The organism is Blautia sp. BCRC 81119, from assembly GCF_003184505.1.
Classification (GTDB): domain Bacteria; phylum Bacillota; class Clostridia; order Lachnospirales; family Lachnospiraceae; genus Blautia_A; species Blautia_A fusiformis.
This window is the reverse complement of the sequence record NZ_QJHD01000012.1, coordinates 54,972-80,817: the sequence shown is the minus strand read 5'-3', so window position 1 is coordinate 80,817 and position 25,846 is coordinate 54,972. Positions and strand designations below refer to the sequence as shown.

General features: G+C 43.2%; 22 protein-coding genes. All 22 read right to left on the bottom strand.

The features are described 5' to 3' along the window. Positions 1-92: 92 nt before the first annotated feature. Positions 93-1,694, bottom strand: coding sequence for an NAD(P)/FAD-dependent oxidoreductase (locus DMI82_RS09165; protein WP_110103137.1), 1,602 nt, complete (start codon positions 1,692-1,694; stop codon positions 93-95). After that, positions 1,691-2,896: an NAD(P)/FAD-dependent oxidoreductase gene (locus DMI82_RS09160; protein ID WP_110103136.1), complete on the bottom strand. Its 1,206-nt coding sequence runs from the start codon at positions 2,894-2,896 to the stop codon at positions 1,691-1,693. Before DMI82_RS09160 ends, DMI82_RS09165 begins: the two co-directional genes overlap by 4 nt. After that, positions 2,893-4,167 (bottom strand): methionine gamma-lyase family protein, encoded by a 1,275-nt coding sequence (locus DMI82_RS09155; protein WP_092070035.1) that lies wholly within the window; start codon positions 4,165-4,167, stop codon positions 2,893-2,895. The genes DMI82_RS09160 and DMI82_RS09155 overlap by 4 nt, the downstream gene beginning before the upstream one ends. A gap of 21 nt (positions 4,168-4,188) precedes the next feature. Next, on the bottom strand, positions 4,189-5,142 hold the full coding sequence (gene miaA / locus DMI82_RS09150) for a tRNA (adenosine(37)-N6)-dimethylallyltransferase MiaA (RefSeq protein WP_110103135.1): 954 nt from the start codon (positions 5,140-5,142) through the stop codon (positions 4,189-4,191). Between the two features lie 27 nt (positions 5,143-5,169). Then, positions 5,170-7,284 carry a DNA mismatch repair endonuclease MutL gene (gene mutL / locus DMI82_RS09145; RefSeq protein WP_044961807.1) on the bottom strand — a complete coding sequence of 705 codons (2,115 nt, stop codon included), beginning with the start codon at positions 7,282-7,284 and terminating at the stop codon, positions 5,170-5,172. Positions 7,285-7,289: 5 nt separating this feature from the next. Beyond that, complete coding sequence (gene mutS, locus DMI82_RS09140) at positions 7,290-9,908, bottom strand: DNA mismatch repair protein MutS (protein WP_015525114.1); 2,619 nt, start codon at positions 9,906-9,908, stop codon at positions 7,290-7,292. A gap of 555 nt (positions 9,909-10,463) precedes the next feature. Further along, positions 10,464-10,613: a helix-turn-helix domain-containing protein gene (locus tag DMI82_RS20790; protein WP_227588800.1), complete on the bottom strand. Its 150-nt coding sequence runs from the start codon at positions 10,611-10,613 to the stop codon at positions 10,464-10,466. 114 nt (positions 10,614-10,727) lie between these two features. Continuing rightward, positions 10,728-11,828, bottom strand: coding sequence for a DUF4179 domain-containing protein (locus DMI82_RS09130; RefSeq protein ID WP_110103133.1), 1,101 nt, complete (start codon positions 11,826-11,828; stop codon positions 10,728-10,730). Next, positions 11,801-12,355: an RNA polymerase sigma factor gene (locus DMI82_RS09125; RefSeq protein WP_015525029.1), complete on the bottom strand. Its 555-nt coding sequence runs from the start codon at positions 12,353-12,355 to the stop codon at positions 11,801-11,803. Before DMI82_RS09125 ends, DMI82_RS09130 begins: the two co-directional genes overlap by 28 nt. Before the next feature lie 306 nt (positions 12,356-12,661). Continuing rightward, the gene (locus DMI82_RS09120) at positions 12,662-12,862 is read right to left on the bottom strand and encodes an Ig-like domain-containing protein (RefSeq protein ID WP_110103132.1); all 201 of its coding nucleotides are present in this window, start codon (positions 12,860-12,862) and stop codon (positions 12,662-12,664) included. A gap of 173 nt (positions 12,863-13,035) precedes the next feature. Further along, on the bottom strand, positions 13,036-15,681 hold the full coding sequence (locus tag DMI82_RS09115) for an ABC transporter permease (RefSeq protein ID WP_110103131.1): 2,646 nt from the start codon (positions 15,679-15,681) through the stop codon (positions 13,036-13,038). A 13-nt stretch (positions 15,682-15,694) separates the two neighbouring features. After that, the gene (locus DMI82_RS09110) at positions 15,695-16,366 is read right to left on the bottom strand and encodes an ABC transporter ATP-binding protein (RefSeq protein ID WP_110103130.1); all 672 of its coding nucleotides are present in this window, start codon (positions 16,364-16,366) and stop codon (positions 15,695-15,697) included. Positions 16,367-16,501: 135 nt separating this feature from the next. Continuing rightward, positions 16,502-17,401, bottom strand: coding sequence for a sensor histidine kinase (locus DMI82_RS09105; protein ID WP_110103129.1), 900 nt, complete (start codon positions 17,399-17,401; stop codon positions 16,502-16,504). Then, positions 17,394-18,071, bottom strand: a complete 678-nt coding sequence (locus DMI82_RS09100; protein WP_110103128.1) for a response regulator transcription factor — start codon at positions 18,069-18,071, stop codon at positions 17,394-17,396. Before DMI82_RS09100 ends, DMI82_RS09105 begins: the two co-directional genes overlap by 8 nt. Positions 18,072-18,243: 172 nt before the next feature. Further along, on the bottom strand, positions 18,244-19,200 hold the full coding sequence (locus DMI82_RS09095) for a helix-turn-helix domain-containing protein (RefSeq protein WP_110103127.1): 957 nt from the start codon (positions 19,198-19,200) through the stop codon (positions 18,244-18,246). A 249-nt stretch (positions 19,201-19,449) separates the two neighbouring features. Further along, the gene (locus DMI82_RS09090) at positions 19,450-19,830 is read right to left on the bottom strand and encodes a hypothetical protein (protein WP_059085804.1); all 381 of its coding nucleotides are present in this window, start codon (positions 19,828-19,830) and stop codon (positions 19,450-19,452) included. 53 nt (positions 19,831-19,883) lie between these two features. After that, the gene (locus tag DMI82_RS09085) at positions 19,884-20,216 is read right to left on the bottom strand and encodes a DUF3784 domain-containing protein (protein WP_059085803.1); all 333 of its coding nucleotides are present in this window, start codon (positions 20,214-20,216) and stop codon (positions 19,884-19,886) included. Between the two features lie 124 nt (positions 20,217-20,340). Then, positions 20,341-20,757: a YjdF family protein gene (locus tag DMI82_RS09080; protein WP_015525019.1), complete on the bottom strand. Its 417-nt coding sequence runs from the start codon at positions 20,755-20,757 to the stop codon at positions 20,341-20,343. Between the two features lie 248 nt (positions 20,758-21,005). Further along, positions 21,006-21,410: a hypothetical protein gene (locus tag DMI82_RS09075; RefSeq protein ID WP_110103126.1), complete on the bottom strand. Its 405-nt coding sequence runs from the start codon at positions 21,408-21,410 to the stop codon at positions 21,006-21,008. A 51-nt stretch (positions 21,411-21,461) separates the two neighbouring features. Further along, positions 21,462-22,145 carry a hypothetical protein gene (locus DMI82_RS09070; RefSeq protein ID WP_110103125.1) on the bottom strand — a complete coding sequence of 228 codons (684 nt, stop codon included), beginning with the start codon at positions 22,143-22,145 and terminating at the stop codon, positions 21,462-21,464. A 312-nt stretch (positions 22,146-22,457) separates the two neighbouring features. Next, positions 22,458-24,251, bottom strand: a complete 1,794-nt coding sequence (locus tag DMI82_RS09065; protein WP_059085801.1) for a DUF4209 domain-containing protein — start codon at positions 24,249-24,251, stop codon at positions 22,458-22,460. Between the two features lie 123 nt (positions 24,252-24,374). Next, positions 24,375-25,757, bottom strand: a complete 1,383-nt coding sequence (locus DMI82_RS09060; RefSeq protein ID WP_110103124.1) for a DUF6034 family protein — start codon at positions 25,755-25,757, stop codon at positions 24,375-24,377. Between the last annotated feature and the right edge of the window lie 89 nt (positions 25,758-25,846).

The following is a 25,846-nucleotide window of genomic DNA, read 5'->3' as shown; positions in this document are numbered from 1 at the left end:
TCGCTCTCGAAGAAGGGGATGCAAAATTGCAGAAGTTATTTTAGCATAAAAAAGCAGGGATGTACACTCTATCCCGGAAATTTCCACTTTTTTCACATTTTGTTTACAGGCAGGGCATAAACAGAAGCGACTGCTTCTGCCACCTTGATCCCGTCCATTGCTGCGGATGTAATGCCTCCGGCGTAACCGGCGCCCTCTCCGCAGGGGTAGATCCCTTCTATATTGGAAGTGAGCTTTTTCGGTTCCCGAACGATCCGTACAGGAGAAGAGGTACGGCTTTCTACTCCTTCCAGCAATGCATCCGGTCGGTCAAAACCGGAAAGCTTTTTTCCAAAAGCATGGATTCCTGCTTCAATGGAATCGCCGATCTCTTTCGGGAAAATACTGCGGACATCGGTAAGTGTATAAGCTCCTTTGATACAGGGGATCACATCTCCAAGCCTGGTACTTTTCTGATGGGTACAGTAATCTTTGAAAAGCTGTACCGGAATTTTTCCGTTTCCGGCTTCCCAGGCAGCGCGCTCCAGTTTTCGCTGCAGAGCGATTCCGCCGAGAACTCCCTCTTCAGGAAAATCAGAAGGGTTTACCGTAACGATGATAGCACTGTTGGCATTATGGCTGTCACGTGCCTGATAGCTCATACCATTCACTGCAAGCATACCTTCTTCAGAAGATGCATTTACAACATATCCGCCGGGACACATACAGAAAGAATAAACGCCACGTCCGTTTTCCAGTGTATGGGTAACCTTGTAGCTGGATGCACCCAGACGGTCGTTTTCCGGTTCCCCGTAAAGATCCTGGTTGATCATAGTCTGCGGATGTTCCACACGTACCCCCACTGCAAAAGATTTCGGCTCCATGTTAATATTGTGTTTTTCCAGCATGGCAAACGTATCTCTGGCGCTGTGGCCGGGAGCAAGAATGCAGATTTCTGCCGGTATTTCCTCTTTTGCATTGACAATGACTGCATTAAGCTTCCGGTCACGAATCATCAGATCAGTTACTGTGGAACGAAAACGGAATTCCCCGCCCATTTCTTCAATCTGATGACGCATAAACTGAACGATACCTACAAGCTGATCTGTGCCAAGATGAGGCTTTTGCTGGTAAAGGATCTCAGAGGGAGCTCCTGCCTCCACAAATCGGGAAAGAACTTCCTTTCCTCTTCCAAAAGTATCTTTTACCAGAGTATTCAGCTTTCCATCGGAAAAAGTCCCTGCACCGCCCTCTCCGAACTGTACATTGGAATCCGGATCCAGGATGCCGTTTTTCCAGAAATTTTCCACGGTTTCCTGGCGTTTGTCTGCTTCTTCTCCCCGTTCCAGTACCAGTGGACAGTACCCGGCTTTGGCCAGGTACCAGGCACAGAATAATCCTGCAGGTCCGCTTCCGATCACTACAGGACGATGGGACAGAGTTTCAGAGCCAGATGAGGGAAAATGATATTTTTTCTCAGAGGTTAACATAATATTTTTATCGTGAACCTTTTTGAGAACACGGGATTCGTTATCCAGTTTAATATCTACAGTGTAGACAAATTTTTTGTCCTCTTTGTGCCGGGCATCCAGAGATTGTTTTCGGATCTCATAGGTGAACGGTTGATTTCCAAGACGAAGCATTTTTGCTATTTTTCGGTGAAGCTGCTCTTCTGTATGAGTGATGGGAAGCTTCAGCTGTGTGATCCGGATCATTTTTCTTCCTCCTTTGCTGCCCAGATACCGGCGGCAGCTCCGCTTGACCACGCCCACTGCAGGTTATAACCTCCGCAGGTACCGTCAATGTCAAGGAGCTCTCCGGCAAAATAAAGACCTTTATGAAGTCTGGACTCCATGGTTTTGCTGTGAACTTCAGACGTATCCACTCCACCGGAACAAACCTGTGCCTGTTCAAAGGAAAGGCCGTTTTTTACCGGGAGACGAAAATCGGTGATCCCGCGGATAAGATCCTTCTGCGCACATAAAACACGGATCAGTTTTTCAGGAAAAAGTCCGATGAGAAGTTCTTTTTCTGTTTTGTAAGGGCAGGCTGCTTTTCTGTGCTCCAGGTATTCTTCCAGCTCTTTCCGGTTCAGTTCCGGAAAAAAATTTATGGAAAGCTCCACATTTTTGTTTTCATGGACGGCACGGATAGCATAGCGGGAAATCTGGAATACCGGGATCCCGGATACACCGTAATCGGTAAGCTGCAGCTCTCCCTGCTGGGAGACTGTCGGTGTGCCGTCTATATAAAGTATTATCTTCCCTTCTGTCCGTACACCACTCCAGCCGGAAAAAGAATTTCCCCTACATTTCAGAGCTGTCAGTGCGGGAAGGGGTTCGATCAGATGATGTCCGAGACTTTTTGCAATTTCATATCCGCTTTCGCAGGAACCTGCAACGGAAGACGCACGGGAACCATTTGCAAGGATCACGGCATCACCACTGTAGGTCCATCCGTCCGTATGGATCTTCCACTGTCCGTCTGCAAAAGACACGCCGGTAACGGTCTGATTGGTTTTCAGCTTTACCTTCAGGCTGCGTGCCTTCATGACAAGAACATCTACCACACTCTGTGCCTGGTTGCTTCGGGGATAGATCCATCCGCTACGGTCTGTGGTACAGATTCCCAGTTCCTGAAAGAATTTCAGAGTTTTTTCCACAGGAAACTGTGCCAGGGCATCTTTGGCAAATTCAGGATGAGATCCCCGGTAAGCGTTTTTATCCTGATTCAGGTTCGTCATATTACAACGGCCGTTTCCCGTAGCACAGATTTTTCTGCCGGGACGGTCATTTTGTTCCAGAACCGTAACTGCAGCTCCGTATACAGCAGCCTGAATAGCTGCCATAAGACCGGAAGCACCGGCTCCTATGACAAAGATCTGTTTTTTTAAGTCCGGTCCTTCGGATTTTTTCATAAGCTTACAAGTTCCTTATCAACCATATACTGAAGAGATTTCAGGATTCCCAGCTTTGCATGCTCCCAGGTGAGACCACCCTGGAAATAAACTGCATAAGGCGGTTTCATAGGACCATCGGCAGAAAGCTCGATGGAAGAACCCTGGATAAAAGCACCTGCTGCCATGATCACCTGGCTGTCATATCCCGGCATATCCCACGGCTCCGGTGTTACAAAGCTGTCTACCGGTGCAGCAGCCTGGATACCCTGGCAGAATGCTACAAGACCCTCCGGTGTTCCGAGAGTGACCGCCTGGATGATATCCTGACGTGGCTCTGTGCTGTTGGGAACTACCGGGAAACCAAGCTTTTCGTAAATGTTCGCTGCAAAAACAGCACCCTTTAAAGCTCCTTTGGTGATCATCGGTGCAAGGAAAAATCCCTGATACAGAGAACGGTTTACACCAAGAGTTGCACCAACTTCCATGCCCAGTCCCGGGCAGGTCATACGGTAGGAAGCATTTTCCACACAGTCTTTTCTTCCTGCGATATAACCACCGATAGGAGCAAGGCCGCCACCTGGATTTTTGATCAGGGAGCCGACCATGATATCTGCACCTACATCACTGGGCTCGATGGTATCTACGAATTCTCCGTAGCAGTTATCTACCATGCAGATCACATCCGGCTTGATCTTTTTTACAAAAGAGATCAGCTCACCGATCTGTTTTACGGAGAAAGAAGGACGGGTCTGATAGCCTTTGGAACGCTGGATGGTTACCAGCTTTGTTTTTTCATTGACTGCTTTTCTGATGTTTTCATAATCAAAGGTACCATCCTCGAGAAGATCCACCTGACGATATTTTACGCCATATTCCGCAAGGGAACCATTGGACGGGCGGATACCGATCACTTCTTCCAGGGTATCGTAAGGCTTTCCTACAGGGGAAAGAAGCTCGTCACCGGGGCGCAGGTTTCCGAAGAGAGCAATGGCAAGTGCATGAGTTCCACAGGTGATCTGCGGGCGTACCAGGCAGGCTTCTGTGTGGAAGGTATCGGCATAGACCTGCTCCAGAGTTTCGCGGCCAAGGTCGTTGTAGCCATAACCGGAGGAAGCTCCGAAACAAGCCTCACTGACACGGTTCTTCTGCATGGCGCGGATAACCTTCATCTGGTTGTATTCTGCAGTCTTATCAAATTTCTCAAAACGTTCTTTCAGGGAATCTTCCACAGATTTACCGAAATCGTAAACTGCAGAAGAGATTCCAAGTTGTGCATATAATTCTTTCATGATCATTTTTCCTTTTTTATTTTATTTGGCAGGGAGGATTCCCTTTTCCCTGCATACAGAAAGCATGTAGGAAAGGATCCTGCTGTCATCGTAATCAAAGTTATCTTTATCTACCCAGGTTACTTCGCCTTCTCTGCGGAACCAGGTAAGCTGACGTTTGGCAAAGTGTCTGGTGTCACGTTTCAGGACCCTTACGGCTTCCTCATAAGAATAGTTTCCGCCCATCCAGTCCAGGATTTCCTTATAGCCAAGCCCCTGCATGGAAACCATTCCCCCGTGGCAGCCCATCTCCCGAAGCTTTTTAACTTCTTCTGTCAGACCGTTTTTCAGCATTTCGTCCACTCTTGTGTCAATGCGTTCATAGAGAAGTGGGCGTGGTGCGTTCAGGACGAAATAAGCCAGTGCATAGGGACTGGTATGCTCCTTCTGTTCTTCATTATGTTCGGAGATCCTGGTACCGTTCTGTTTATAAAATTCCAGGGCACGTATCACCCGCTTGACATTGTTCTCATGGATATCTTCGGCTGACTTGGGATCGACCTTAGCAAGCATGTCATGAAGAAATGAAGGGCCTTTTTGTTCTGCCAGCTCTTCCAGCTCCCTGCGGTAATGGTCATCCTGGTTGGAACTGGTAAAATCAATATCTCTGGTTACGGCCTGAATATAAAATCCCGTGCCGCCTACCAGGATCGGGATCCGGCCTTTATCATAAATTTTTTCCATGGCTTCTTTTGCCATCTGCTGGAAAAGGACAATATTAAAATCTTCTGTGGGCTCCAACACATCCACCAGATGATGAGGGACGCCATCCATTTCTTCCGGTGTGATCTTGGCGGAACCAATATCCATATGGCGGTAAACCTGCATGGAATCTGCGGAGATGATCTCTCCGTTTACTGCTTTTGCAAGGGCAATGGAAAGTTTTGTTTTTCCCACGGCAGTAGGTCCGGTAAGGACGATAAGAGGTTTTTTCATAGATTTTCTCCGTTTATGATAGGTATCTTACACGATACGTTTAAATTTTTTTTCAATCTCTGTCTTACTCATGGCAATGATGGTTGGCCTTCCATGAGGACAGTTATAAGGATTTTCCAGTGTCAGAAGTTCATCGATCAGCTTGTCGGCTTCCTGGGGTGACATGGAATGATTGCCTTTTACAGCAGCTTTGCAGGCCATAGTTGCAAGCCTTGCGGTAAACAGTTCAAATGCATCTTTGGAGCCGTCTGCAGTGAGATGGTCCAGCATTTCCAGAAACAGCTCTTCTTCTGTCATTCCCAGAAGGCTGGAGGGAACCGCACTGATACTGTACTCCCTTCCGCCAAAGGGTTCGATCTCAAAGCCGAAATCCCGGAAATACTTTTTGTTTGCCTTCAGCAGATTCTCCTCCTCAAGGCTGAGTGAAACGATCAGTGGGGGACTTACATACTGGGACTGGATGTTCTGGGACTGAAACTGCTTTACGAATCGCTCATAATATACTTTTTCATGGGCAGCATGCTGGTCAATGATATAAAAATTATCCTCAAACTGTACCAGCCAGTAGGTATCAAACAGCTGTCCGATCAGTCTGTGGCGGCTTCTGGATTCAGGAGCAAGAAGCCGTTCTTCGAACAGTTCCAGCTGTTTTGGCGGTTCCTGTTCCTGCGATTTGATCGGCTCGTTGTCTACCTCAGGAGGTGCCGATTCAGCAGGCTTTTCAGAAATCACTTCATAATCTGCTGTTTCTGTAGCGGAATTTTCATTTCTTCCGTCTTTTAATGTTCCGGAAAACATTTCCTCTTCTTCTTTTGTGAAAGGCTGCGATTCATATACGGGATTTTCCCGCAGAGAATCCACACGTTTGTATTTATCTGCAGAAGAAGCTGAAGAATTGTGAGTTGTTTCAGCTGAACCATAGGAGGCGGTACCATTTGTTGGCTTATTATAAGGTATCGATGGAACCGGCGCTGTACTACGTACTTCAGAAGCTGTCGGTGCAGCATGGGAAGCTATATTTGCCGTCCGATTTGGGTGACCGTACATCTCCTGCCGCCGTTTTACTTCAAAAGGCTCCGGAATATTTCCTGGCTTTATCTGTTCTGTGCGGGATGTCGGTTCGTCTTTTCCAACAGATACCTGTGGGATCAGTTCTCTGTGGGTCAATACCTTGCGGACAGTTTCATAAATGGCCGTATAAACTTCGGTTTCTCTGGCAAAACGCACTTCTCTCTTTGCGGGATGCACATTAACATCCAGGTCATTGCCGTCCATTTCGATCCGAAGTGAGACAAACGGAAATTTATGCTGCATGACAAGTCCTTTATATCCGTCCTCAATGGCCTTGGTAATGATCTTGTTTTTTACATATCGGCCATTGATATAATAATTCTCAAAAGTACGGTTTCCTCTGGAAATCTCCGGTTTCCCCACAAAGCCCTCGATCTTCATGAAATCATTTTCGTAGGAAACATCCAGAAGCGCCTTGGCGATCTCCCGGCCGTAGACACTGTAGATCACATCTTTTACGCTGTAGTTTCCGGAACTGGAAAGCTTCACCTGACGGTTCTGGATATATTTAAAGGAGATTTCCGGATGGGAAAGCGCCAACTGCTCCATCAGAGTATTGATGTAACCGGCTTCTGTCATATCGGATTTCAGGAATTTGCTCCTTGCAGGTGTATTGTAAAAGAGGTTTCGGATCAGAAATGTTGTTCCCTCCGGTGCCCCCATTTCCTCCAGAGACTGTTCTTTTCCGCCTTCGATCACATAACGGGTACCACTGATCCCGGAAGGAGTCTTTGTGATCAGCTCCACCTGGGAGACGGCGGCAATACTGGAAAGTGCTTCACCACGGAAGCCAAGAGAGGCAATGTGGGTCAGGTCTTCTACTTTTTCAATTTTACTTGTGGCATGGCGGAGAAAAGCAAGCGGAACCTGCTCTGCATCCATTCCGGAGCCATTGTCCGTGATACGGATCAGCTTTTTTCCGCCGTCTGTGATCTCTACAGTAATAGCGGTAGCACCTGCGTCAATGGCATTTTCCACAAGCTCTTTTACAACAGAGGAGGGGCGCTCTACGACCTCTCCTGCTGCGATCTTATCAATGGTATTCTGGTCTAAAACTGCAATTTTTTTCAAGGGTCTCACCACCGGTTCTTAATTTTGTTCTGCAGGTTATAGAGAATGTTCAAAGCTTCCATTGGTGTCAGATTCCCGATCTCCAGGTTTTTGATCTCTTCAATGATATCATTGTCCTGTACCGTGTCAAACAGTGACATCTGTGCCATATCTAACTGATCATAGGTGATCTTCTGCTTTTTCTTTGGAGCAGTTAGATCTTTTACAGCTGCAGTGATATCTGCATCACTGAGCTCCTCTACCAGTTCCTTGGCACGCTGGATCACGGAATCCGGAACACCGGCAAGCTTGGCTACCTGGATACCATAGCTTTTATCTGCTCCGCCTTTTACGATCTTACGCAGGAATACGATATCGTCGCCTTTTTCCTTGACAGCGATACAGTAGTTGTTGACACCGGAAAGCTTGCCTTCCAGTTCGGTAAGCTCGTGATAATGGGTCGCAAATAAGGTCTTGGCGCCGCAGAGTTTGGTGTTGCTGATGTGTTCGATCACTGCCCAGGCAATGGAAAGGCCGTCAAAGGTACTAGTTCCACGTCCGATCTCATCCAGGATCAGAAGACTTCGGGAAGTGGCATTACGAAGAATGTTGGCAACCTCTGTCATCTCCACCATAAAGGTACTCTGTCCGCTTGCAAGGTCATCGGATGCTCCCACACGGGTGAAGATCCGGTCAACCACACCGATATTCGCACTGTCCGCAGGAACAAAGCTTCCGATCTGTGCCATCAGTACGATCAATGCTGTCTGGCGCATGTATGTGGATTTTCCGGCCATGTTCGGTCCTGTGATAATGGAGATACGTTTTTTGTGGTTGTCAAGATACGTATCATTTGGAATGAACATATCGTTTTCAATCATCTGTTCCACAACCGGGTGGCGGCCATTTCGGATATCAATGAGGCCGGTCTCATTGATCTTGGGCCGGACAAAGTTATTCCTCTGTGCAACCAGTGCAAGGGAAGCAAAAACATCCAGAGCAGCTACTGCCTTTGCAGTACGCTGGATACGGACAACCTCAGCTCCAACCTGATCACGGATATCTGAAAACAGTTCAAATTCTAATGCATAAAGCTTATCTTCTGCTCCAAGGATCAGATCCTCCAGATCCTTCAGCTCCTGGGTGATGTAACGCTCTGCGTTGGTAAGGGTCTGTTTGCGGATATAGTCCTCCGGCACGAGATCCTTGAAGGTGTTGGTAACTTCCAGGGAATAGCCGAATACACGGTTATATTTGATCTTCAGGCTCTTAATACCGGTACGTTCCCGCTCTCTTGCTTCCAATTCAGATAACCACTTCTTTCCATCTGTCCGGGAGCGGCGGAATTTATCCACATCTTCGTTATAACCTTCCCGAATGATACCGCCGTCCTTTTGGGCAAGGGGCGGATCATCAGCAATGGAATTACGGATCAGATCGGTAATGTCTGACAATGGATCCATGTCTTCGTTGATCTGCATAAGCAGCGGAGATTTAAATTCTGCAAGGATCTGCTTTATATAAGGCAGCATTTCCAGGGAAGAGGCAAAGGAAACCAGATCTCTTGGGTTGGCAGATTTATAGCTGATACGGCTTATCAGACGTTCCAGATCGTAGATCGGATTTAAGTATTCCCGGATCTCATCACGATCCATAGGTTTTGCGTTCAGTTCTTCCAGGGCACCAAGTCTCTTTTCGATTTCCTCTGCATCGATCAGAGGCTGCTCCACATAAGAACGAAGGGTTCTTGCACCCATGGCAGTTTTGGTTTTATCCAGAACCCAGAGAAGAGAACCTCTTTTCTGCTTTTCGCGCATGGTTTCCACAAGCTCCAGGTTACGACGGCTGGAGCTGTCGATGAGCATATATTTTTCAGCAGAGTAAGGGCGGATGCTTGCCATATGGGAAAGTGCTGTTTTCTGTGTTTCCTTCAGATACAGGAACAGTGCACCGGAAGCAATGATCCCGCTGTCATAATCTCCGATCCCGAGACCTTCCAGATTTCCGACGTGAAAATGCTCTTTCAGGGTTTTCTGGCACAGCTGGTCGTCAAAGTACCAGGGATCCAGAGCAAATACACAGATTCCAAGACGCCCCTTCAGATCCGCTACATCCACACCGCTTAAAAGAAAGGCGTCATTGCAGATGATCTCTGCAGGTGTAAATTTATTGATCTCATCCAGAAGCTTCTGAGGTTTATCCAGTTCTGTGAGAAAACAGTCACCGGTTGTGATATCTGCAATTGCACAGCCAAAATGCTCTCCAATGGAGACGATGGACATCAGATAATTGTTTTTGGACTCGTCCAGTGACATGGTATCCAGAGTAGTTCCCGGCGTGACAATGCGGACAACCTCTCGTTTAACAAGACCCTTGGCTTTTTTCGGATCTTCTACCTGTTCGCAGATGGCAACCTTATAGCCCTTTTCGATCAGCCGGTTGATATAAGTTTCCGCAGCATGAAAAGGAACGCCACACATGGGCGCTCTCTCTTCCAATCCGCAGTCTTTTCCTGTAAGTGTGATCTCCAGTTCCTTGGATGCAGTCAGCGCATCATCAAAGAACATTTCATAAAAATCGCCCAGACGGTAAAAAAGGATACAGTCGCTGTACTCTTCTTTGGTCTTTACGTATTCTTTCATCATCGGTGATAATGTACTGGTATCAGCCGGAAACCCAGTGTTTATGCGGGTTTCAGATGCCTTATATTTTTTTTTGACCCACTTTTGACCCATTTTTTTCTCTTCTTCAGTGTTTCTTGCTTTTTCCAAATATTTAAACCTCTTCCTAAATTGTCATTTTATCAGTAAAATTAGCTTTCTTTTCCATACTTTTCTTCATAATTTCTTATCGTGGTTGCTTTAAGATTCCGAACCTTATAAAGTTCCATCCATTTCTCATACCATTTTGAAACGGACATACTCGAATCAAAGCCTGGAATACCTGGGAGAACTTCCGCCAAATACATGTTTCTTTGCTTTTTCACCTGCTGAAGATTTGTTCCATAGATAGAAAAAGGCGGTTGCCAGATCCCTTAATTGTGATTCTGGCTTCTTACCGCCCATCTTTTCTTTGTCGGATTCCCTTACCTATTTCTTTTCCTCTTAGATTTTTTCCATAACATTACCATCCTTTTTCTAATAACAATAGATGATCATGCATGGCACTGGACTTAATTTTAACACAACCCCAAAAACCTTTCAAGACTGCCGATCTATCCATTTCTGAAATTTTTTCTTATCAATCAGGGTTCTTCGCCCAATTCGTACCATGAAGGTATTATTCTTCATAAGAATTCTCATGGTTTTCTCTGAAAGACCTGTGCGTTCACAGGCTTCCTTGACTGATATAAGAATCTTATCGTTATCTGCTGCTTGTATTTTTTATGTATCATATATATTACAGCCAATATCTGAAGGCAGATGATATTGGCTGTTCCTCTCTTCGATTAAATTATTCTTTTGTCATCTGATTTTAATTTCTATTTTTCCTTCCACTAGGCTATATAAATCCAGAGGATCTTCATCACTTTCATAAACACGTCCTACGCCTTCTCCGTAAGTATCTTCTGTTCCTGTTTCATATTTTTTATATGTTGTTCTGTTTTTTTCTTCTTTATTTACATATAATTCTAATGTCACCGTTTTAGCATCTGGAGAAATTCCTTTATATTTTGTATTATTTCTGCTTTCTTCAAACACAGTCTCTGTGTCTCCATAATTTGTCATTCTATAAAGCCCCTGATTTCCTTTATCGTCGGTTCCTATTAAATAATAATCTTCATATTCTTTATTATTCAAATTTCCATAAATTGTACTTGCCAAATCGTTTAAGCTCATTTTTGAAATCGTCAGATTTTGATTTGGAGATATCTTTATTTTTTTATTCACATTTACATTTATTGTATTCTTCTCCAGTTCTTCCCAATTTGATGAAAATTCAAAAATATAGTCATCCGTATCTTTTGTATCTGCAGTATCCATTTCTGTTGGATCAAATAACCATACTTTCATTTTTATATCTGCTGTATTATCTTTAATAGTTGTATCTTCCACCCTATAATGACAAACCTGACCATCTGTTCCGTTCTCCTTTTTCTCCAGAGCATATGTTCCATCTAACTGTGCCGCTTTTCCATTTATCTCCACTTCTGTTAGTAGAATAGTCTCCTTTTCTTTTGAAGCATTTATATTATCAGATATTGCCACCCATAAATTCTCCTTATCCGCAGCAATTTCATCTAATGTAATAGAAATTCCATTTTTAGTAATCGTTTTTCCAACACTATCTATATATGATTCTACATTTTCATTAATCCCCAATGCAGTTTGAATCCACGAAGTAATCTGTTCCCAGGCCGCATTTATCTCGTGCGGATGTCCCAAACCTCCTATCAATAATGCTATTACAACTCCTGCTGCAATCTTTGCTAATTTTAATTTCAAATTAACATTTCGCTTTTCCCATGGCAAGGAAGCTTCATAAACAAATTTTTCATCTATTTCTCCCATCAGATCCAAAAAATTGTTTTCTTTTTTCATATGATTTCTTTCACCTCTTCCCATAATCTGTTTCTGCTTCGAAAAAGACTGGATTTAATTTTAGTCTCAGAGCATCCATGTCTTTTTGCAATGTCTTTAATATTATCCATATACCAATATCGCCTGACAAAAATATCCCTGTCTCCTGCTTTTAAATCACTTAAAAATTTTTCTAAAATATTCAAAATTTCCTTTTTCTTTATATCCTCTTCCACATAATCCTTTATTGTATTTTCCAGTTTTTCCACTTCACCACAAATATCCATCATATGTGTATCTGCTCTTTTTGAAGCATTTTTCTTTCTGAAATTGTCCAATGCCAAATTTCTGGTTATTTTTCCAAGAAATGCAGATAATTTTGTTGGCGTTTTGGGCGGAATCTTATTCCACGTTATCAGCCACGTATCATTTACGCATTCTTCTGAATCTTCTGTGTTATATAAAATATTCCATGCAATCTTAAAGCAAAATTTTTCGTACTTTACTTCTACCTGGCGAATTGCATCTTCTGATCTTTCTAAAAATAAATTTATAATATGTATATCTTCCATATCACATTTCTCCCCTGTATATTAGTGTTTTTATGCAGATAGGTTATTTGCAGTGTGCCATATTAATGTTTTCTATTATATAGAACGTATTTTTTTCTGTTTGGTTGCACTTTTTTTCTATTTTTATAATTTTTTTTGTTACCATGCTTCCATTATCACTATAACATATTATCTAAACATTCTTCTCTCTTGGTCAACTATTAATATCGTAATCTACTTCTGCAAATAAAACTACATGCAAAAAATGAAAAAAGGAGCTGCCATTCCATGTGTATTCATGAAAGGCAGCTCCTGCTTAAATCATTTTTATTTAACTACTACTTTTACTTTTTTGCGGATCTTTCCAGATTTCACTGTGATATAGGCTGTTCTCTTTTTCTTTCCAGTGATCACACCACTGGAACTTACCGTTGCGATCTTCTTATTTGAAGAACTGTAGGTAACCTTCTCCTGGGAAGTGATCGGGCTGATGACCGGTTTCGACGTAAGTTTTTTTATTCCTTGCAACGGTCACGCTTGATTTCAGTCCGGTGATCTTTGTTGTCCTTACCGTTGTTTTCTGCACAGTAATGGAAATGACCTGTTTTTTGCCGCTGGCCAGTGTAATGGTCACTTTGATTATTATTTGAATTCCAGCCCTCAGCCTTTTCATTGACAGAGGGCTAATTTTGGCTTAACAATTATTGAGCATCCCTTAACTGATCTACAATGCTGCATTTCGCTGCGTTATTATACATCATGCAGGGAATCAGCCACCCAAGCAGAAGAAATACCGGAATTGTCAGCAGGACAGGCAGAACGGTGAACCGATACTCAAAGAACCAGAACATACTGCCCAGCATTTTCCCCGCAAGAGGTCCCACCGCCAGTGAAAGCACAAAGGCCAGCACTACGGAAGACATTGCGTAAAACAACCCCTCGTAGATCAACATGGTTTTGAGCTGTCGGGGCGTCATTCCTACAGCCTGAAGCACAGCAAATTCACGGCGGCGGGAAAGAATACCGGTCATCATGGCGTTGAAGAAATTTAAGAGTCCCACCAGCCCAATGATAGCACAGAGGATACCGCCTATCAGAAGGAACATCTGCCGGAACTGAGCAAACTCAGAGCGAACCGTGGCTTTGCTTTCATACATCAAGGGCGAAAACTCACCGGCAGTAAGCTTCGATAGATATTGCTCTGCTTCGGTCTCGTCAGCGTCGTCCGCTGTGTCGAACAGGTAGAGCATCGGAACGACCGCACCACCGCTGTCCCTCTGTGCGGTGTCCACAGGCAAAACTGCGTTATATCCAATACCACCATAACGATAACCCATGGAGTACGGAAGTTCTACCAAGGCGCAGACCGTGTACTCTACATCTCTGGCCCCATACAATTTTGCCTGAAGGTATTCCTCCGGTGTGTCTTCGTTGCACAGTTCCCCTGTGCGGCTGTCGATATATTTCACATCATCCGCATAGGTAGCCGTGATCGTATCTCCCACCTTGGGGTAGTATTCAGGATTGGGCAGATTGCCGTAATCATCCAAAGAAACCGCAATGGCAATGGCGTTATTGTCCGGTTCCAACATGGGAGAAATATCTCCGTCGAACACTTGCAGCTTGTCAAACAGGCTGTTATCCAGAGCCTCGATTCTGGTATCTCCCATCACCATATTGCCCCGGTGCTCCAGACGGCTCATATGGCTGTCCAACTGCTCGGCGCTTTCGTACCTTGCATAGTCCTGCCGCAGAGCATCTTCCGTCATCCACAGGTATGCGGTTTTTCGCACAGCATATCCCGTGCCGGAAAGACTGGCCTTTGTGTTTGCTGCGATCTCCTCGATCTGTTCTGGCGTGATGAATTCATCTGCCGGGTTGTAACGGAAATAGTCGGGAGTGCTGACGATAAAATCGGCACAGGTCATGGAGGATACATACTTCTCCATGCTGAAGCCTCCCACAAAGGCACACAGCGCATTGAACAGTGTCACCGACAGTGCCAGAGACAACACCACCAGCACCGTCTTTTTCTTGTTTCGTCCCAGATTGGCAAAGGCCATCTGATGGAGCTTGGCTCCCCGGGTGCTGCGCTGTTTTTTCTTAGTCTGCATCACATCCGTATATTTGGCAGCCTCCACCGGAGAGACCCTGGCTGCCATTTTTCCGGGCTTGGAACAGGACAAGAGCACCGTCAACAGGGCAAACAGCATGGAACCAAGGAAGATCACAGGCGAAGTGCTGATGGTAGTGATGCCTGCATCCAACTGGGTGGAGCGCAAGACAACAGGTACCAGAACAGCGCCGATGCCGTAGCCCAGCAACAGTCCTGCCGGAATGCCGATCAGACAAAGCAGAAGTGCCTGCTGGCGAATGATGCGTTTGAGCTGCCGGGGCGTTGTGCCAATGGTTTTCAAAAGTCCGTAAAACCGGATATCCCCCGCAACAGAGATCTGGAAAATGTTATAGATGATAAGATACCCGGTGAAAATCACCAGTAGCAAAAAAGCTGCTATGGCGACCATCAGCTCTGGATCGAGCTGCGACTCCAGCTGGGATGAGGTATATCCCCAATTGACGCCGATTCGGACGCTGTTGGGATCGGTATAGCTGTCCCATGTGTAGCCAAGATCGGTATCCACCTGCTCCATCTGCCCTTGAATGTTTGTGCCGGAAGCCAGCATGACATTCAAATCGGTGCGGAAGGGCTGTAACCCTGTTTTCACTGCCTGCGCTTCGATGTCATCTGCGTAATCACGGCTGATGTTGATGTAGTGAACAGGCATTAGTTCATCATAGTCCCAATAGCCCACCAGCGTAAAGGTATCTGTTACAGTAAAGGCAGTTTGATCCTTGTCCGTGATGGAATAGGAAACCGTGACCTCTGCGCCCAGCTCCGGCGTTACGCCAAGTAGCTGCAATGCTGCCGTATCCATGGCCGCCTCTTTGCCGCTTTCGGGCATCCGCCCGGTAGTGGGGGTGGCATAGCTCCATTTGGTGCAGTTGGCATCCATGTAGCTGATCTCTGCAGGGGTTTTGGAAAAGACACCATCCACTGTGATGCCGATCACCTTCCGTGCCCCAGCAGCCTTCACCTTTGGGTGGGCAGCGATACGTTCCGCCTGCTCGGGGGAAACATCTTTAAAGGTACCGTGTGCATAGCCGCCTACCTGCCGAAACTGGTAGGTTTCATAACTGGCGTTCAACGACAAGACAATGGTGAACATGGACGTAAATAGCAGCGTTGTCAGCGCAATGGCAAAAATAGCGATCAGATTGCGGCGGCGGTTCGCATAAAGAGATTTTAAGCTGAGCTTTCGAATACATTTTTGATTTCTTACCTTCATCACGGTCACCTCCTCATCGGCCCGTGACAATGCGGCCATCTTCTATGCGGATGATCCGGTCAGATAGTTGGGCAATCTCTTCGTTGTGGGTGATCATCACGATGGTCTGGGCGAACTTTTGACTGGTGACTTTCATAAGGCTCAATACATCCTGGCTGGTCTTGGAATCCAGATTGCCGGTCGGTTCATCTGCCAGAATGATAGCGGGTGCTGCTGCCAGTGCACGGGCAATGGCTACCCGCTGCTGTTGACCACCTGAGAGCTGATTGGGCAGTGCATCCAGACGGTCGTTCAGTCCAAGCGTCTGCACGATCTGCTTCACAAAAGATTTATTTACCTTTCCACCATCCAGTTCAATGGGTAGAATGATGTTTTCATATACATTCAGCACCGGAACAAGATTGTAGCTCTGAAATACAAAACCGATTTTTCTGCGGCGGAAAATAGTCAGAGCTTCCTCCTTCAGGGAGAAAATATCCTGTCCGTCCACCATGACCGTGCCGCTTGTAGGGCGATCCAGACCGCCCAGCATATGCAGCAGCGTGGATTTGCCGGATCCGGATGTGCCGACAATTGCAACAAATTCGCCCTTTTTTACACTTAAATCAACTCCATCCAACGCATGAACGGCGTTATTGCCGGAGCCATAAATCTTTTTCAGGTCTTTTGCCTGTAAAACCTCCATAAATGAGTACCTCCATGAAAAAATCTGTATGTATGAAAGGAAACGATCCTTTGATACATACAGATTATCGCATAGGATTCTTTCCACATTCTTTCCGGCGGAAAATGAAATCTAACAATTTTGAAAGAATGGATGCTATTTCGGCAGAAACACGGAAAACGTGCTTCCTTTGCCGGGGACAGAGGCGACTTTGATATAGCCGCCCTCGCCGGATATGATCTGTCGGGCAAGGTATAAGCCGATGCCAACCCCTTCTTGTTCCTGAACAGCATTTGAACGATAAAAACGGGAAAATATCTTTGCCTGCTCGTTTTCCGGGATACCTGAACCGGTATCCGATATATCGATCCTTGTAAACATTTCGTAACTTACGGTAGAAATCGTGATTGTTCCATGCTCCGTATATTTGATGGCGTTGTCTACGATATTAGCCAGTGCTTCCGCTGTCCATTTGAAGTCAAATGTAGCGGAAATATCTGTATCGTACAGATATATGGATAATCCTTTTCCAGAAGCCTTGGAGGCATATTGTTCTACTACGCTTTCAAGCAGCGGCTGAAGTGATGCTTGCTGAGGGGAAAGTGAAATGATCCCATTTTCCAGTCTGGAAAGTTTTACGAGAGAATCAATCAGAAATCGTAGCTTTTCCGATTGTTTGTACAGTGCCTCCACATTTTCCTTTGCCGATGCAGACAGAGTTTCCTCCATCAAAAGCTCGCTGTATAACAGCAGGTTTGCAATCGGCGTTTTCGTCTGGTGGGAAATGTCCGCAATCAAGGATTTGATTTTGTCTTTTTCCTGTGCCATATTTTGAGAAGATGCTTCTGCGGCAGAAAGATAGTGTGCAAACTTTGTTTCCAAAGCAGACAGTTGGCTTTCATCAAAATTGGTTTCAGAAAAGGAGCCGGTCATGGCGGCGTCCAGCATTCTTTCGATTTCTTCCATCGTTTTTCTGACCTTTCTCCGCTCCCATAATACAACAGCTACCGCCGCCAGAGAACACAGCAGTATGATCACGATGCCGCTTTTATTCATCTTTTGTCACCCAGCTATAACCGATTCCATAGATGGTTTTAATGTATTTCTGTGCCCCAAGCTTATCCCTCAAACGTTTGATCGTAACAGACAAAGCATTTTCATCCACATATTCTGCACCATCTGTCCAGATCCTGTCTATAAGGTTTCCACGCGTCATGGTCTGACCACGGTTTTCAACAAGCAGACGCAGTAATTTTTGCTCTGTTTTACTTAATTCCACTTTTGAATCTCCCACATAAAAGGTCATTGCTTCAAAGTCAAAGTGAAATAGATCAATATGGATCGGTGCATTTTTATGGCTTGACGCTTGCTTTCGCAGTTGGGTATTCACTCTTGCCCGCAAAACCGAAAGAGAAAAGGGCTTGGTAATGTAATCATCAGCGCCCCTCTCCAGTCCGTCCACGATGTCCAGATCGGTATCATTGGCAGTCAGCAGAATAACAGGAATCCCGGGTGTGTTTTCCTTGACCTCCCGGAGCAGCTCAAGCCCACTGCCATCCGGTAGATTGATATCCAACAGGATCAGGGATACACCGCCGCAAAGCAGCTGCTCCTTCGCCGTTTTCAGGTCTTGGCAGGAAATAATCTTCCGATCATCTACTTTCAGTGCTTTGCATAAACCTTGATTCAAACCAATATCATCTTCAACAATCAATAATTGCTCCATATATCTCACTCCCTCGTTACTCAAAGGTATTCGGCAAAGTTAATAACAAGACACAAAAATAACCGCCCCAGCAAAACTGAACGGTTATTTTCAATCAATTAAGTATGTGGACTAACCGTCTATCGGCAGCACACTTTTTCTATAATCATATTAGCACGCATATGTGACAATGTCAAAAAATTTCTTCATTCTCTTGGTTATTAATCTCCTTGATCAGCTGTACTGCCTTCTTTGCATCATCGGTTTTCACGAATATATCCACACCATATATTCCAAATCCAGGTGCTCCATGCATTGCAACATTCGCACCTGCTTCCTGGGAAAAAGCTTCTATTCCACTTTGCTTTAACATTTCTACGAGCTGTTCTGTCTCTACTATATTCTGTGCATTATAAATCTTTGTCCATTCTGTCTTAGATTGGGAAGTTTCTTTTCTCTCCTGAACATTTGGTGAATTCTGATTTCTTTTTCGATTAATAAATGCTAAGGTCCTAAGAATAATAAATGACACAATAGTAATACCTATCAGAAATCCCAATGCCAATCGTGTTATCTGTGTTTCTGTAGCTCCCATTCTAAATAAACATATACCATAGATGACTGTAAAAATTCCTGCACATATTACACTGGTGAGAAAATTTCGCCATATAGCAGCACTTTTTGGCAGGCATTTATCCCATATTCCATTATACACCATAATAGCTACATATAGGATTCCTCCTACTAAGACAGTTACTATCTCTCCCAAAACCAAACGAGTATCCACCATTAATAGCATCTGAATAATAATCGCTAACACACCAATCACAAACATTGATGCAAATGCAAGATTTCCAGCCTTTAATGCTTTTTGTTTCACCCATTCTTCATACACCGCAACTTTGTCCAGTGTTTCTTTCATATCTTTATTCATAGTCTGGCTCCTTTCTCCATCCAGGAGCTCTCTCATCTCAACATCGTAATATTCAGCAAGTTGAACAAGTACACTGAGATCTGGCATATTTATTCCTGTTTCCCATCTGGAAACTGTTCTTGCAGATACCCCAAACTTCTCGGCAAGCTGTTCTTGCGTAAGATTCTTTTCTTTACGACATTGCTTTAAAAAAGCTCCAATCTTTTTTGTATCCATATCTCTACCTCTCTTCCACTTACAGCTTACCAATATGCACCAAAATTACCACGACATAAAACGAGAATCCGTTAATTTTCAACCGGACATCTTATGTCTGGAATAAATAAACGGTATTTTCATACCGAAAACAAATACCTATAATCATTCCAACATTCAAACAAGAAGTATCTCTCGCCCAATGCGCTCGGTCATATGTGAGAATGTCACAATTTTTTTAAACTCAATATTGCAAGACTGCTGGCATTGTTATTTCTTCTCATTCAATAATTCTTTTACTCTTTTAACCGGAAATCTATCTTCAATATCAACTACTTCAAACAGATTTAATGGCAATTCCTTTTCACCAATCAGGGAAAGGTATTCATTAACAGCTCTACGATCAACCATAATCTTTCCATGTCCTGCCCAATGACGATTGCTCTCTTCCTTTTTCAGTCCGGAAATCCAATATTTATCACCATTCTCAATATCTATATAATTTGCATAGTTACCGATATTTTTCTGAAAGGCATGGTCATTAAAATAGATTGTTTTCTTACTTTTTGAAGTTTTGACATATCCAATCCATGCCGGACCATCATCAGAATATCCCGTTTTTAATTCAATATACATCAAATTGTTAATCATTCTTATTCTCTCCTGATTCCAAATTTTGCAACATCTCAACTAACTGGAAGTTATTACTTTCTGCATAGCGTGTTTCCCAAAATGATAATTACCGCGACATCAATCAAAATAATTCCCAATGCAATATATACAAAAAATGCAGGCAAAATATTTTCAAGCACGCCCATAATTAATGCAAGAATTGCTATAATAGACATTCCAATTCCCATTGTTCTGCATAACTTCTTTTCATCATATTTTTCCTTTTCTTCTTTTGTAGCTGTATTATATCCAGAAATAAACCAGCTTCCGTGTCCAGAAAGTAAAGTTATAGAAAGTGCAGCAAATATTACAAAGACAATCCACACTATCCAATCAGAACCTGTTGCTAAATCTGCTAATTTCATCTATATGCTCCTTGAATTCCAATTTTCTAAACTCTCAATTCCATCTTCTTGCCATTCAAACAAGAAGTATCTCTCGCCCAATGCGCTCGGTCAATCCCGATTTGAGTTAAAGCCCAAGAGGCTTTTAATGCCCCTTATGCTTTTCTCTTTTCTTTTGCTGTTTCAATTCAAACATTCGCTGTTCTTTCGCCTCTTTTTTCTTGCGATTTCTCTCTTTACGCTCCTGTTTGTTATGTTCCTGCTGTAACTTCAATGCTTGCTGCGATTTTGTGCCAATACCTGTCCCTATTGTCTGCTTTTTTACTTCTCGATGCATCCGTTTCGGATTTCTTTTTATATCCTTTACAACAGTTTCAACAGCCGGACTGAATTTCAAACTGAAATAGTATTGTTGAATATATTCCTGCACTTCGTAATCTTTTGGTTCTGCACCAAATATTACCTTCGCTACAGATAATTTACCATCCTCAATACGCTCGAATACGCCTACCCAAAATGGTTCTTCAAAATATACCGTCAGTTTTCCATTTGTTTTGTCCATAAAAATCCCTCCTAAAATGAATTGAACAAAGAATGGACAACCCGGAGGGGCAGGTTACTTACCCTATTTACATAGGACGGCTGGGCTACCTACCAGCTCTAGCATATCTTAAAAATATGCATTGCGTTTTTATCTTGTTTTTATCATATAAAGTGCAATATCACACAATATATCCTTACAATTTATATATTCTAATTTCTATAGTAAATCTATACAATCATCTTTTCCATTGATAGTACGAGACGATTTTAACATAATACTTTATCTGCTTTCAACACATAATCATGGGAACATATAATTCTGCTTCTCTGAATGATATCACCTCTAACAGAACAGTTTCCTTTTGCACAGCCTTCTATCGGTGTAAAATTTTCGCAGGAACCACATTTTCTGCGTTCCTTTTTCATTCCACGTCCATCGCACCGGATCATTTCATAACCAACAATGTATTTTTGCAATTCATCTTCCGGGATTGTCTTTTCGAGCTTTTCCCCTGCATCATTTCTCAGTTCAAAATGAATATCCTTGCCATTTATGTCTGCTTGCAAGGCTATATTATTATTTAAGAGACCTTCCTCGTTTAACTCATTGATTTCTTCACAATCCAGATTTTCAATAAATTGCAAAATATCTTCCATTATGTCCACAGACAAGCCATATCCTCCAGAGCTGTATTCATAGAATATATTTCCATAATAATCGCCTTATTTTAAGGTTATCGCAATCACATAGTCCCTGGATTTGTAATCATCAGATAGATCATGGTACATTTTTGTCTTCTCCTTATACTGATATCTGTTCTGGTTTTCTTCCCTATACTTTTCATTTTTTATTTTATCGACTGCATTTTGTTTTTCTATCTTTGCTTCCATTGCAGCATAACCATTTTGCTTAAATTTTTCTATCAGCTCGTCCCCATAACAATCACGAAATTCTTCTCTACATTTCTTTAATGCATCCAGCTGTGTAGATAAAAACTCATCAAAGAAGCTTTCCGGAATATGTAGCCTGCTTGAAAATTGTCTTTTTCTCTTTGGTATCGTTCTTTGAGTGCTGGCATATCCCAACACTCCCATAGACACATCTAACACCCCTGCTAGTTCTACCGAATTTAATTCATATACTTTTTCAATCGCATCATAAATATTTATTTCTACACCGACTCCCTGTTCATCCTGTTGTAAAAGATCCAGAAATTTTTCATAACTTATTTTACATTGATCATAAGGTTTCTTAATATACCAAGGTGCTTTTTTCGTAATCTCGGTATAATACTCCAAAGAAGCTTCCCAGTCATCGCACTCTTCGCCTTCCTTGCATGTGGTATACATGCCACACACACCATTGGAGTCAAATCCACACGTTTTACAAATCTTATCAATTCTCACACTTATCACCTCTCAATCCATCAACATTTTTCTGCATAGATAAATTTTTTCATCAATTCTTTCCTTGTAATTATACACTTTTTCTGATGATATTGTTATCTGCAAGGATATTTGAACTGAAAAACACTCTGACTACTAATAAGTTGGAGTGTTTTTATAATTCATATTATATTTATAGATTTACTCTCAGTGCTACACATTCCGGGGGTTGAGGCCGTCCCCAAAGTGCGTTTTGATATCCAAACGCTATGTTTGCCAGGTACTTCCGAACACTTTTTAAGGAAACCATACCATCCGTCCAACCATTTTATATTAATTCTCATCCATATTATCTTTCTTCTCCATCAGCTGTTTCAGCTTTTTATTTATTTTACTTCTATTCTCTTCCTGTAATTTTCCGCAGAATAGATAGCAAAATTTCAGTGCAAACCACCAGATATACAAAGCCTTAAAGCTCTGGAATGCCTGATCATCCAGCATTCCATGTGCCACATTGTTGCGCATGTTAAATCCAAATTTTGAACAAAAAATCGTATTTAAAGCAAATATAAGGTCTTCATCCAGACTTTCTTTTACTCCTTCCAATTCTAAGACAGCGTGCATTGATTTTATTTCTTCAATCCCTTCTTCATTCATGTTATAAACAGGTTCTCCACATTCCACTGCCAGATATCTTACTGCATTTTCTATCTGTGGAATCAGGATACTGAGCGCCGTCAAGAAATCTCCAGAAAAGCCAAACATGAGACCCTTGGTATACGATTCTTTTCTCCCCTCCGGAATCGCACAACTTACATCTACAATCTTTTTTATATCACTCTCTTCGATCAAAAATTTGGAACGAATATATTCAAACGTATTGCTCACCAGGATCTGTGCAAAATAATCCATCTCCATGGTTGCTGTCCGCTCCATATTATCCTTAAGCGCACCTTCATCGATTGTTCCATCGGGCTTTTTCACAGGCCCGCTTTTAGCAATTAATTTTCCTCCTTTTCCAAGGATTGCCGCTGGAAATATCGTGTGCAGGATCCCAGTCCTATTTAATACCTGATTCTTTACCCTTTCTCTTTCCGGAATCGGAATAAATGAAGCAAAATAACATAATGCCTCTTCTTTATCAAGATCTTCCAGTTGGCGGAACAGTTCTTTTACAATGCCGCTGGCATCCTGTTTATCACTCCATACCATCATCTCCGAAAGGGAAGCTTCTTCTATCTGTGCTATTTCCTGCAACAGTGCCTTTCTTTCTTCTTCCGTACCTTGTATGGTCTTTAACAACTGAATAACCTCTTTCAAATTGTGAATCTTTCTCATTAAATTTCCTTTGGAAGAGGCCCCGGCATATTCAGCCTCCATCCGGACAGCCTGAATCTTACGTCTTCGTATCGCAATCAGTTTAGGTTCAGTAATACACTTTTTCTTCAGCCAGTTATTTTTTCTGCAATAGAGTTCTTCCAACAGATCACAAAACTTACCAATGAGCAGTGCATCGCAGCTATTATCATCGTAAGTTTTCAAGATATTTTCCACATAAGGGATCAGATATCCTGTATCCACTTTTTCCTCCATGGCAGTTTTTATCAAATATCCAATTTTTGCGTGGCTGCTGTTATCATACTCTTCTAATACTTTTATCAGCAGATTCTTTCGCACCTCTTCATTGATTTCCTTGCTTCGGATTTTTTTAGAGATAAACAAGATCCGGTTTATAGCCATGATATGATCTGCAAATGCACCGGTGTTCTTCAAGTGTTCGCAATAAGCCGTTTCTGCTATTTTAGCATTTGAAAAATCATTTTCCACAACCCATAAAAAATCCGATATCTTTGCCTTGTTGATCGGTGCGATGGGATAGCTTCGGATTTCCTCCAGCAATGCCTGATACTCTTCTCTATTTATATCTTTCCGATTCCAAATGCTGCGGGCATAGGAAAACGGTACGTCTTTAGGCGTATCAATCCATCGTTCCACAATAATATCCACCAGAAGATTCCTGAATTCCCCATCCATCGTTCCGCAGAAATCTGTCAGTGCTTTCTCTGCCGTTTGAAAATTAGGTCCTTTTAAAATCTCTGCGATCCGCTCTGCCATTTTTTCTGCCATACATATTCCTCCAACCTTTTTCTATAGGAAAAGTATAACGTATTTTTCTTTTTCCTGTAAAGCAGAAAGACCTGAAATTCCAGGTCTTTCTGTCATCATTGATTAGAAATTGAAATTGACACTCTATTTTATATCCTTGGAACCCATAGAAGCCGCCCATCCAGCCTGAATCCTTTGTATTACGCTTCCATCCCGTGCATCAATCGTAAGGAGTGGAACACCTGCATCATCCATCGTCACGTCTCCCATGACCGGTCCATCCTCCCCATTTCCGTACTCATACTCTGGCTCTTTGGATGTCCAGGTTCCATAAAAATCCCACACCGGGATCAGGACTGCTTCGGTATCGCTGCCTTCACTGTCTGGCATGCACATATAACCCAGCTGTACCTTTGTTATGGCTATCTCCGCACTCTGTGCATCAATGGACGGATAACGGTAGTGGCTTCCTCCATCGACAGAGATCAGCCGATTCTTGTCTTCTGTCATGACCTGCAAAGTGATCGTTTTTTCAAAGATATCCTTGACCTCATCAAAAGGAAGTAAGAACAGCCTCTCATCGGAAGCATTCGATGCTTCTATGGGATTTCGGTGCAGAAAACTCTGAAGTGTCCCACTGCAAAAGTCCATCGTCAGTACTTCATTTTCCCATCCTTCAGACTGTCCTTCATGAAGGGTTCCATCTTCGTTTTCCCATTCAAGAGCCTGTTCATTAACAGGCAGAGAGGTTTCCCTCACATAATTAACCGGAACCCCGTCTATCATCCGTTCAAAAATGAAATCATCTTTTTCCAGGGTAGTGCTTCCTTCAGTAAGTGCTTTTGAGGAACTTTCAAATATCTCCCAGTCTCCGGACACAAGACCTGAAACCTTCTCCTTTGCTTCCTTTTCAGACACTTTCCCGCTTCCTGCCTTTATATAATTTTGAAAGCGTTCTTCCCTTTCTTTTTTCTCGCTCGATTCCAGGGTCATGTCTCCACAATCGTCAAAGATAAACTTCGCTATCCCACATCCGAGTTCCTCCACATCCGATACCTGTTCACTCTGTGTATAAGAATACCGATAGGTCAGTCCATCTACTGTATATGTCCCCGCCTGTTCGTTCTCATTCTTCTCTTCCTGCATGGGCTGTCCTTTTCCGAATGTGTCTTTTATTTTATTCTGTTCTTCTTCAGGAATCGCCAATCTTTTTACTTTTTTTAAACAGATTGCATCTACATCCGGCACTTTTACCGGTGCATCCGCTGTCAGGGTAAAATTCATTGGGGTTTCTTTATCCTCCCGGTCCGCTGATCTTAGATCTGCCTGGATCGTTGTCTGGTATATTTCCGGTGCCTGTACCTGTTCGGCAACGGTTTTCTGAACTGTCTCCTTTTTCTCTTCTTTTTTCTGTTCTGTCTGATCCTTTTCTTCCACAACAGCAGACTGGACAATACGGTCACATCCGGATAATGTCAAAAGATTCATACACAGAACGGCTCCCATAAACATTTTTATTTTCTTCATCCTTTTTCCATCCTTTCCTTTCGGTATTAAAAAAGGTACCCTTTTCTTATGAGAAAAGAGTACCATATTGCTTTGCCGATGTATTCATT

Coding starts and splice junctions, on each gene's coding strand:
- DMI82_RS09165 (WP_110103137.1), bottom strand. CDS start 1,694: ATGATCCGGATCACACAGCTGAAGCTTCCCATCACTCATACAGAAGAG.
- DMI82_RS09160 (WP_110103136.1), bottom strand. CDS start 2,896: ATGAAAAAATCCGAAGGACCGGACTTAAAAAAACAGATCTTTGTCATA.
- DMI82_RS09155 (WP_092070035.1), bottom strand. CDS start 4,167: ATGAAAGAATTATATGCACAACTTGGAATCTCTTCTGCAGTTTACGAT.
- miaA (WP_110103135.1), bottom strand. CDS start 5,142: ATGAAAAAACCTCTTATCGTCCTTACCGGACCTACTGCCGTGGGAAAA.
- mutS (WP_015525114.1), bottom strand. CDS start 9,908: ATGATGAAAGAATACGTAAAGACCAAAGAAGAGTACAGCGACTGTATC.
- DMI82_RS09130 (WP_110103133.1), bottom strand. CDS start 11,828: ATGGGAAGAGGTGAAAGAAATCATATGAAAAAAGAAAACAATTTTTTG.
- DMI82_RS09125 (WP_015525029.1), bottom strand. CDS start 12,355: ATGGAAGATATACATATTATAAATTTATTTTTAGAAAGATCAGAAGAT.
- DMI82_RS09115 (WP_110103131.1), bottom strand. CDS start 15,681: ATGAAGGTAAGAAATCAAAAATGTATTCGAAAGCTCAGCTTAAAATCT.
- DMI82_RS09110 (WP_110103130.1), bottom strand. CDS start 16,366: ATGGAGGTTTTACAGGCAAAAGACCTGAAAAAGATTTATGGCTCCGGC.
- DMI82_RS09105 (WP_110103129.1), bottom strand. CDS start 17,401: ATGAATAAAAGCGGCATCGTGATCATACTGCTGTGTTCTCTGGCGGCG.
- DMI82_RS09100 (WP_110103128.1), bottom strand. CDS start 18,071: ATGGAGCAATTATTGATTGTTGAAGATGATATTGGTTTGAATCAAGGT.
- DMI82_RS09095 (WP_110103127.1), bottom strand. CDS start 19,200: ATGGATACAAAAAAGATTGGAGCTTTTTTAAAGCAATGTCGTAAAGAA.
- DMI82_RS09090 (WP_059085804.1), bottom strand. CDS start 19,830: ATGATTAACAATTTGATGTATATTGAATTAAAAACGGGATATTCTGAT.
- DMI82_RS09085 (WP_059085803.1), bottom strand. CDS start 20,216: ATGAAATTAGCAGATTTAGCAACAGGTTCTGATTGGATAGTGTGGATT.
- DMI82_RS09080 (WP_015525019.1), bottom strand. CDS start 20,757: ATGGACAAAACAAATGGAAAACTGACGGTATATTTTGAAGAACCATTT.
- DMI82_RS09065 (WP_059085801.1), bottom strand. CDS start 24,251: ATGGCAGAAAAAATGGCAGAGCGGATCGCAGAGATTTTAAAAGGACCT.
- DMI82_RS09060 (WP_110103124.1), bottom strand. CDS start 25,757: ATGAAGAAAATAAAAATGTTTATGGGAGCCGTTCTGTGTATGAATCTT.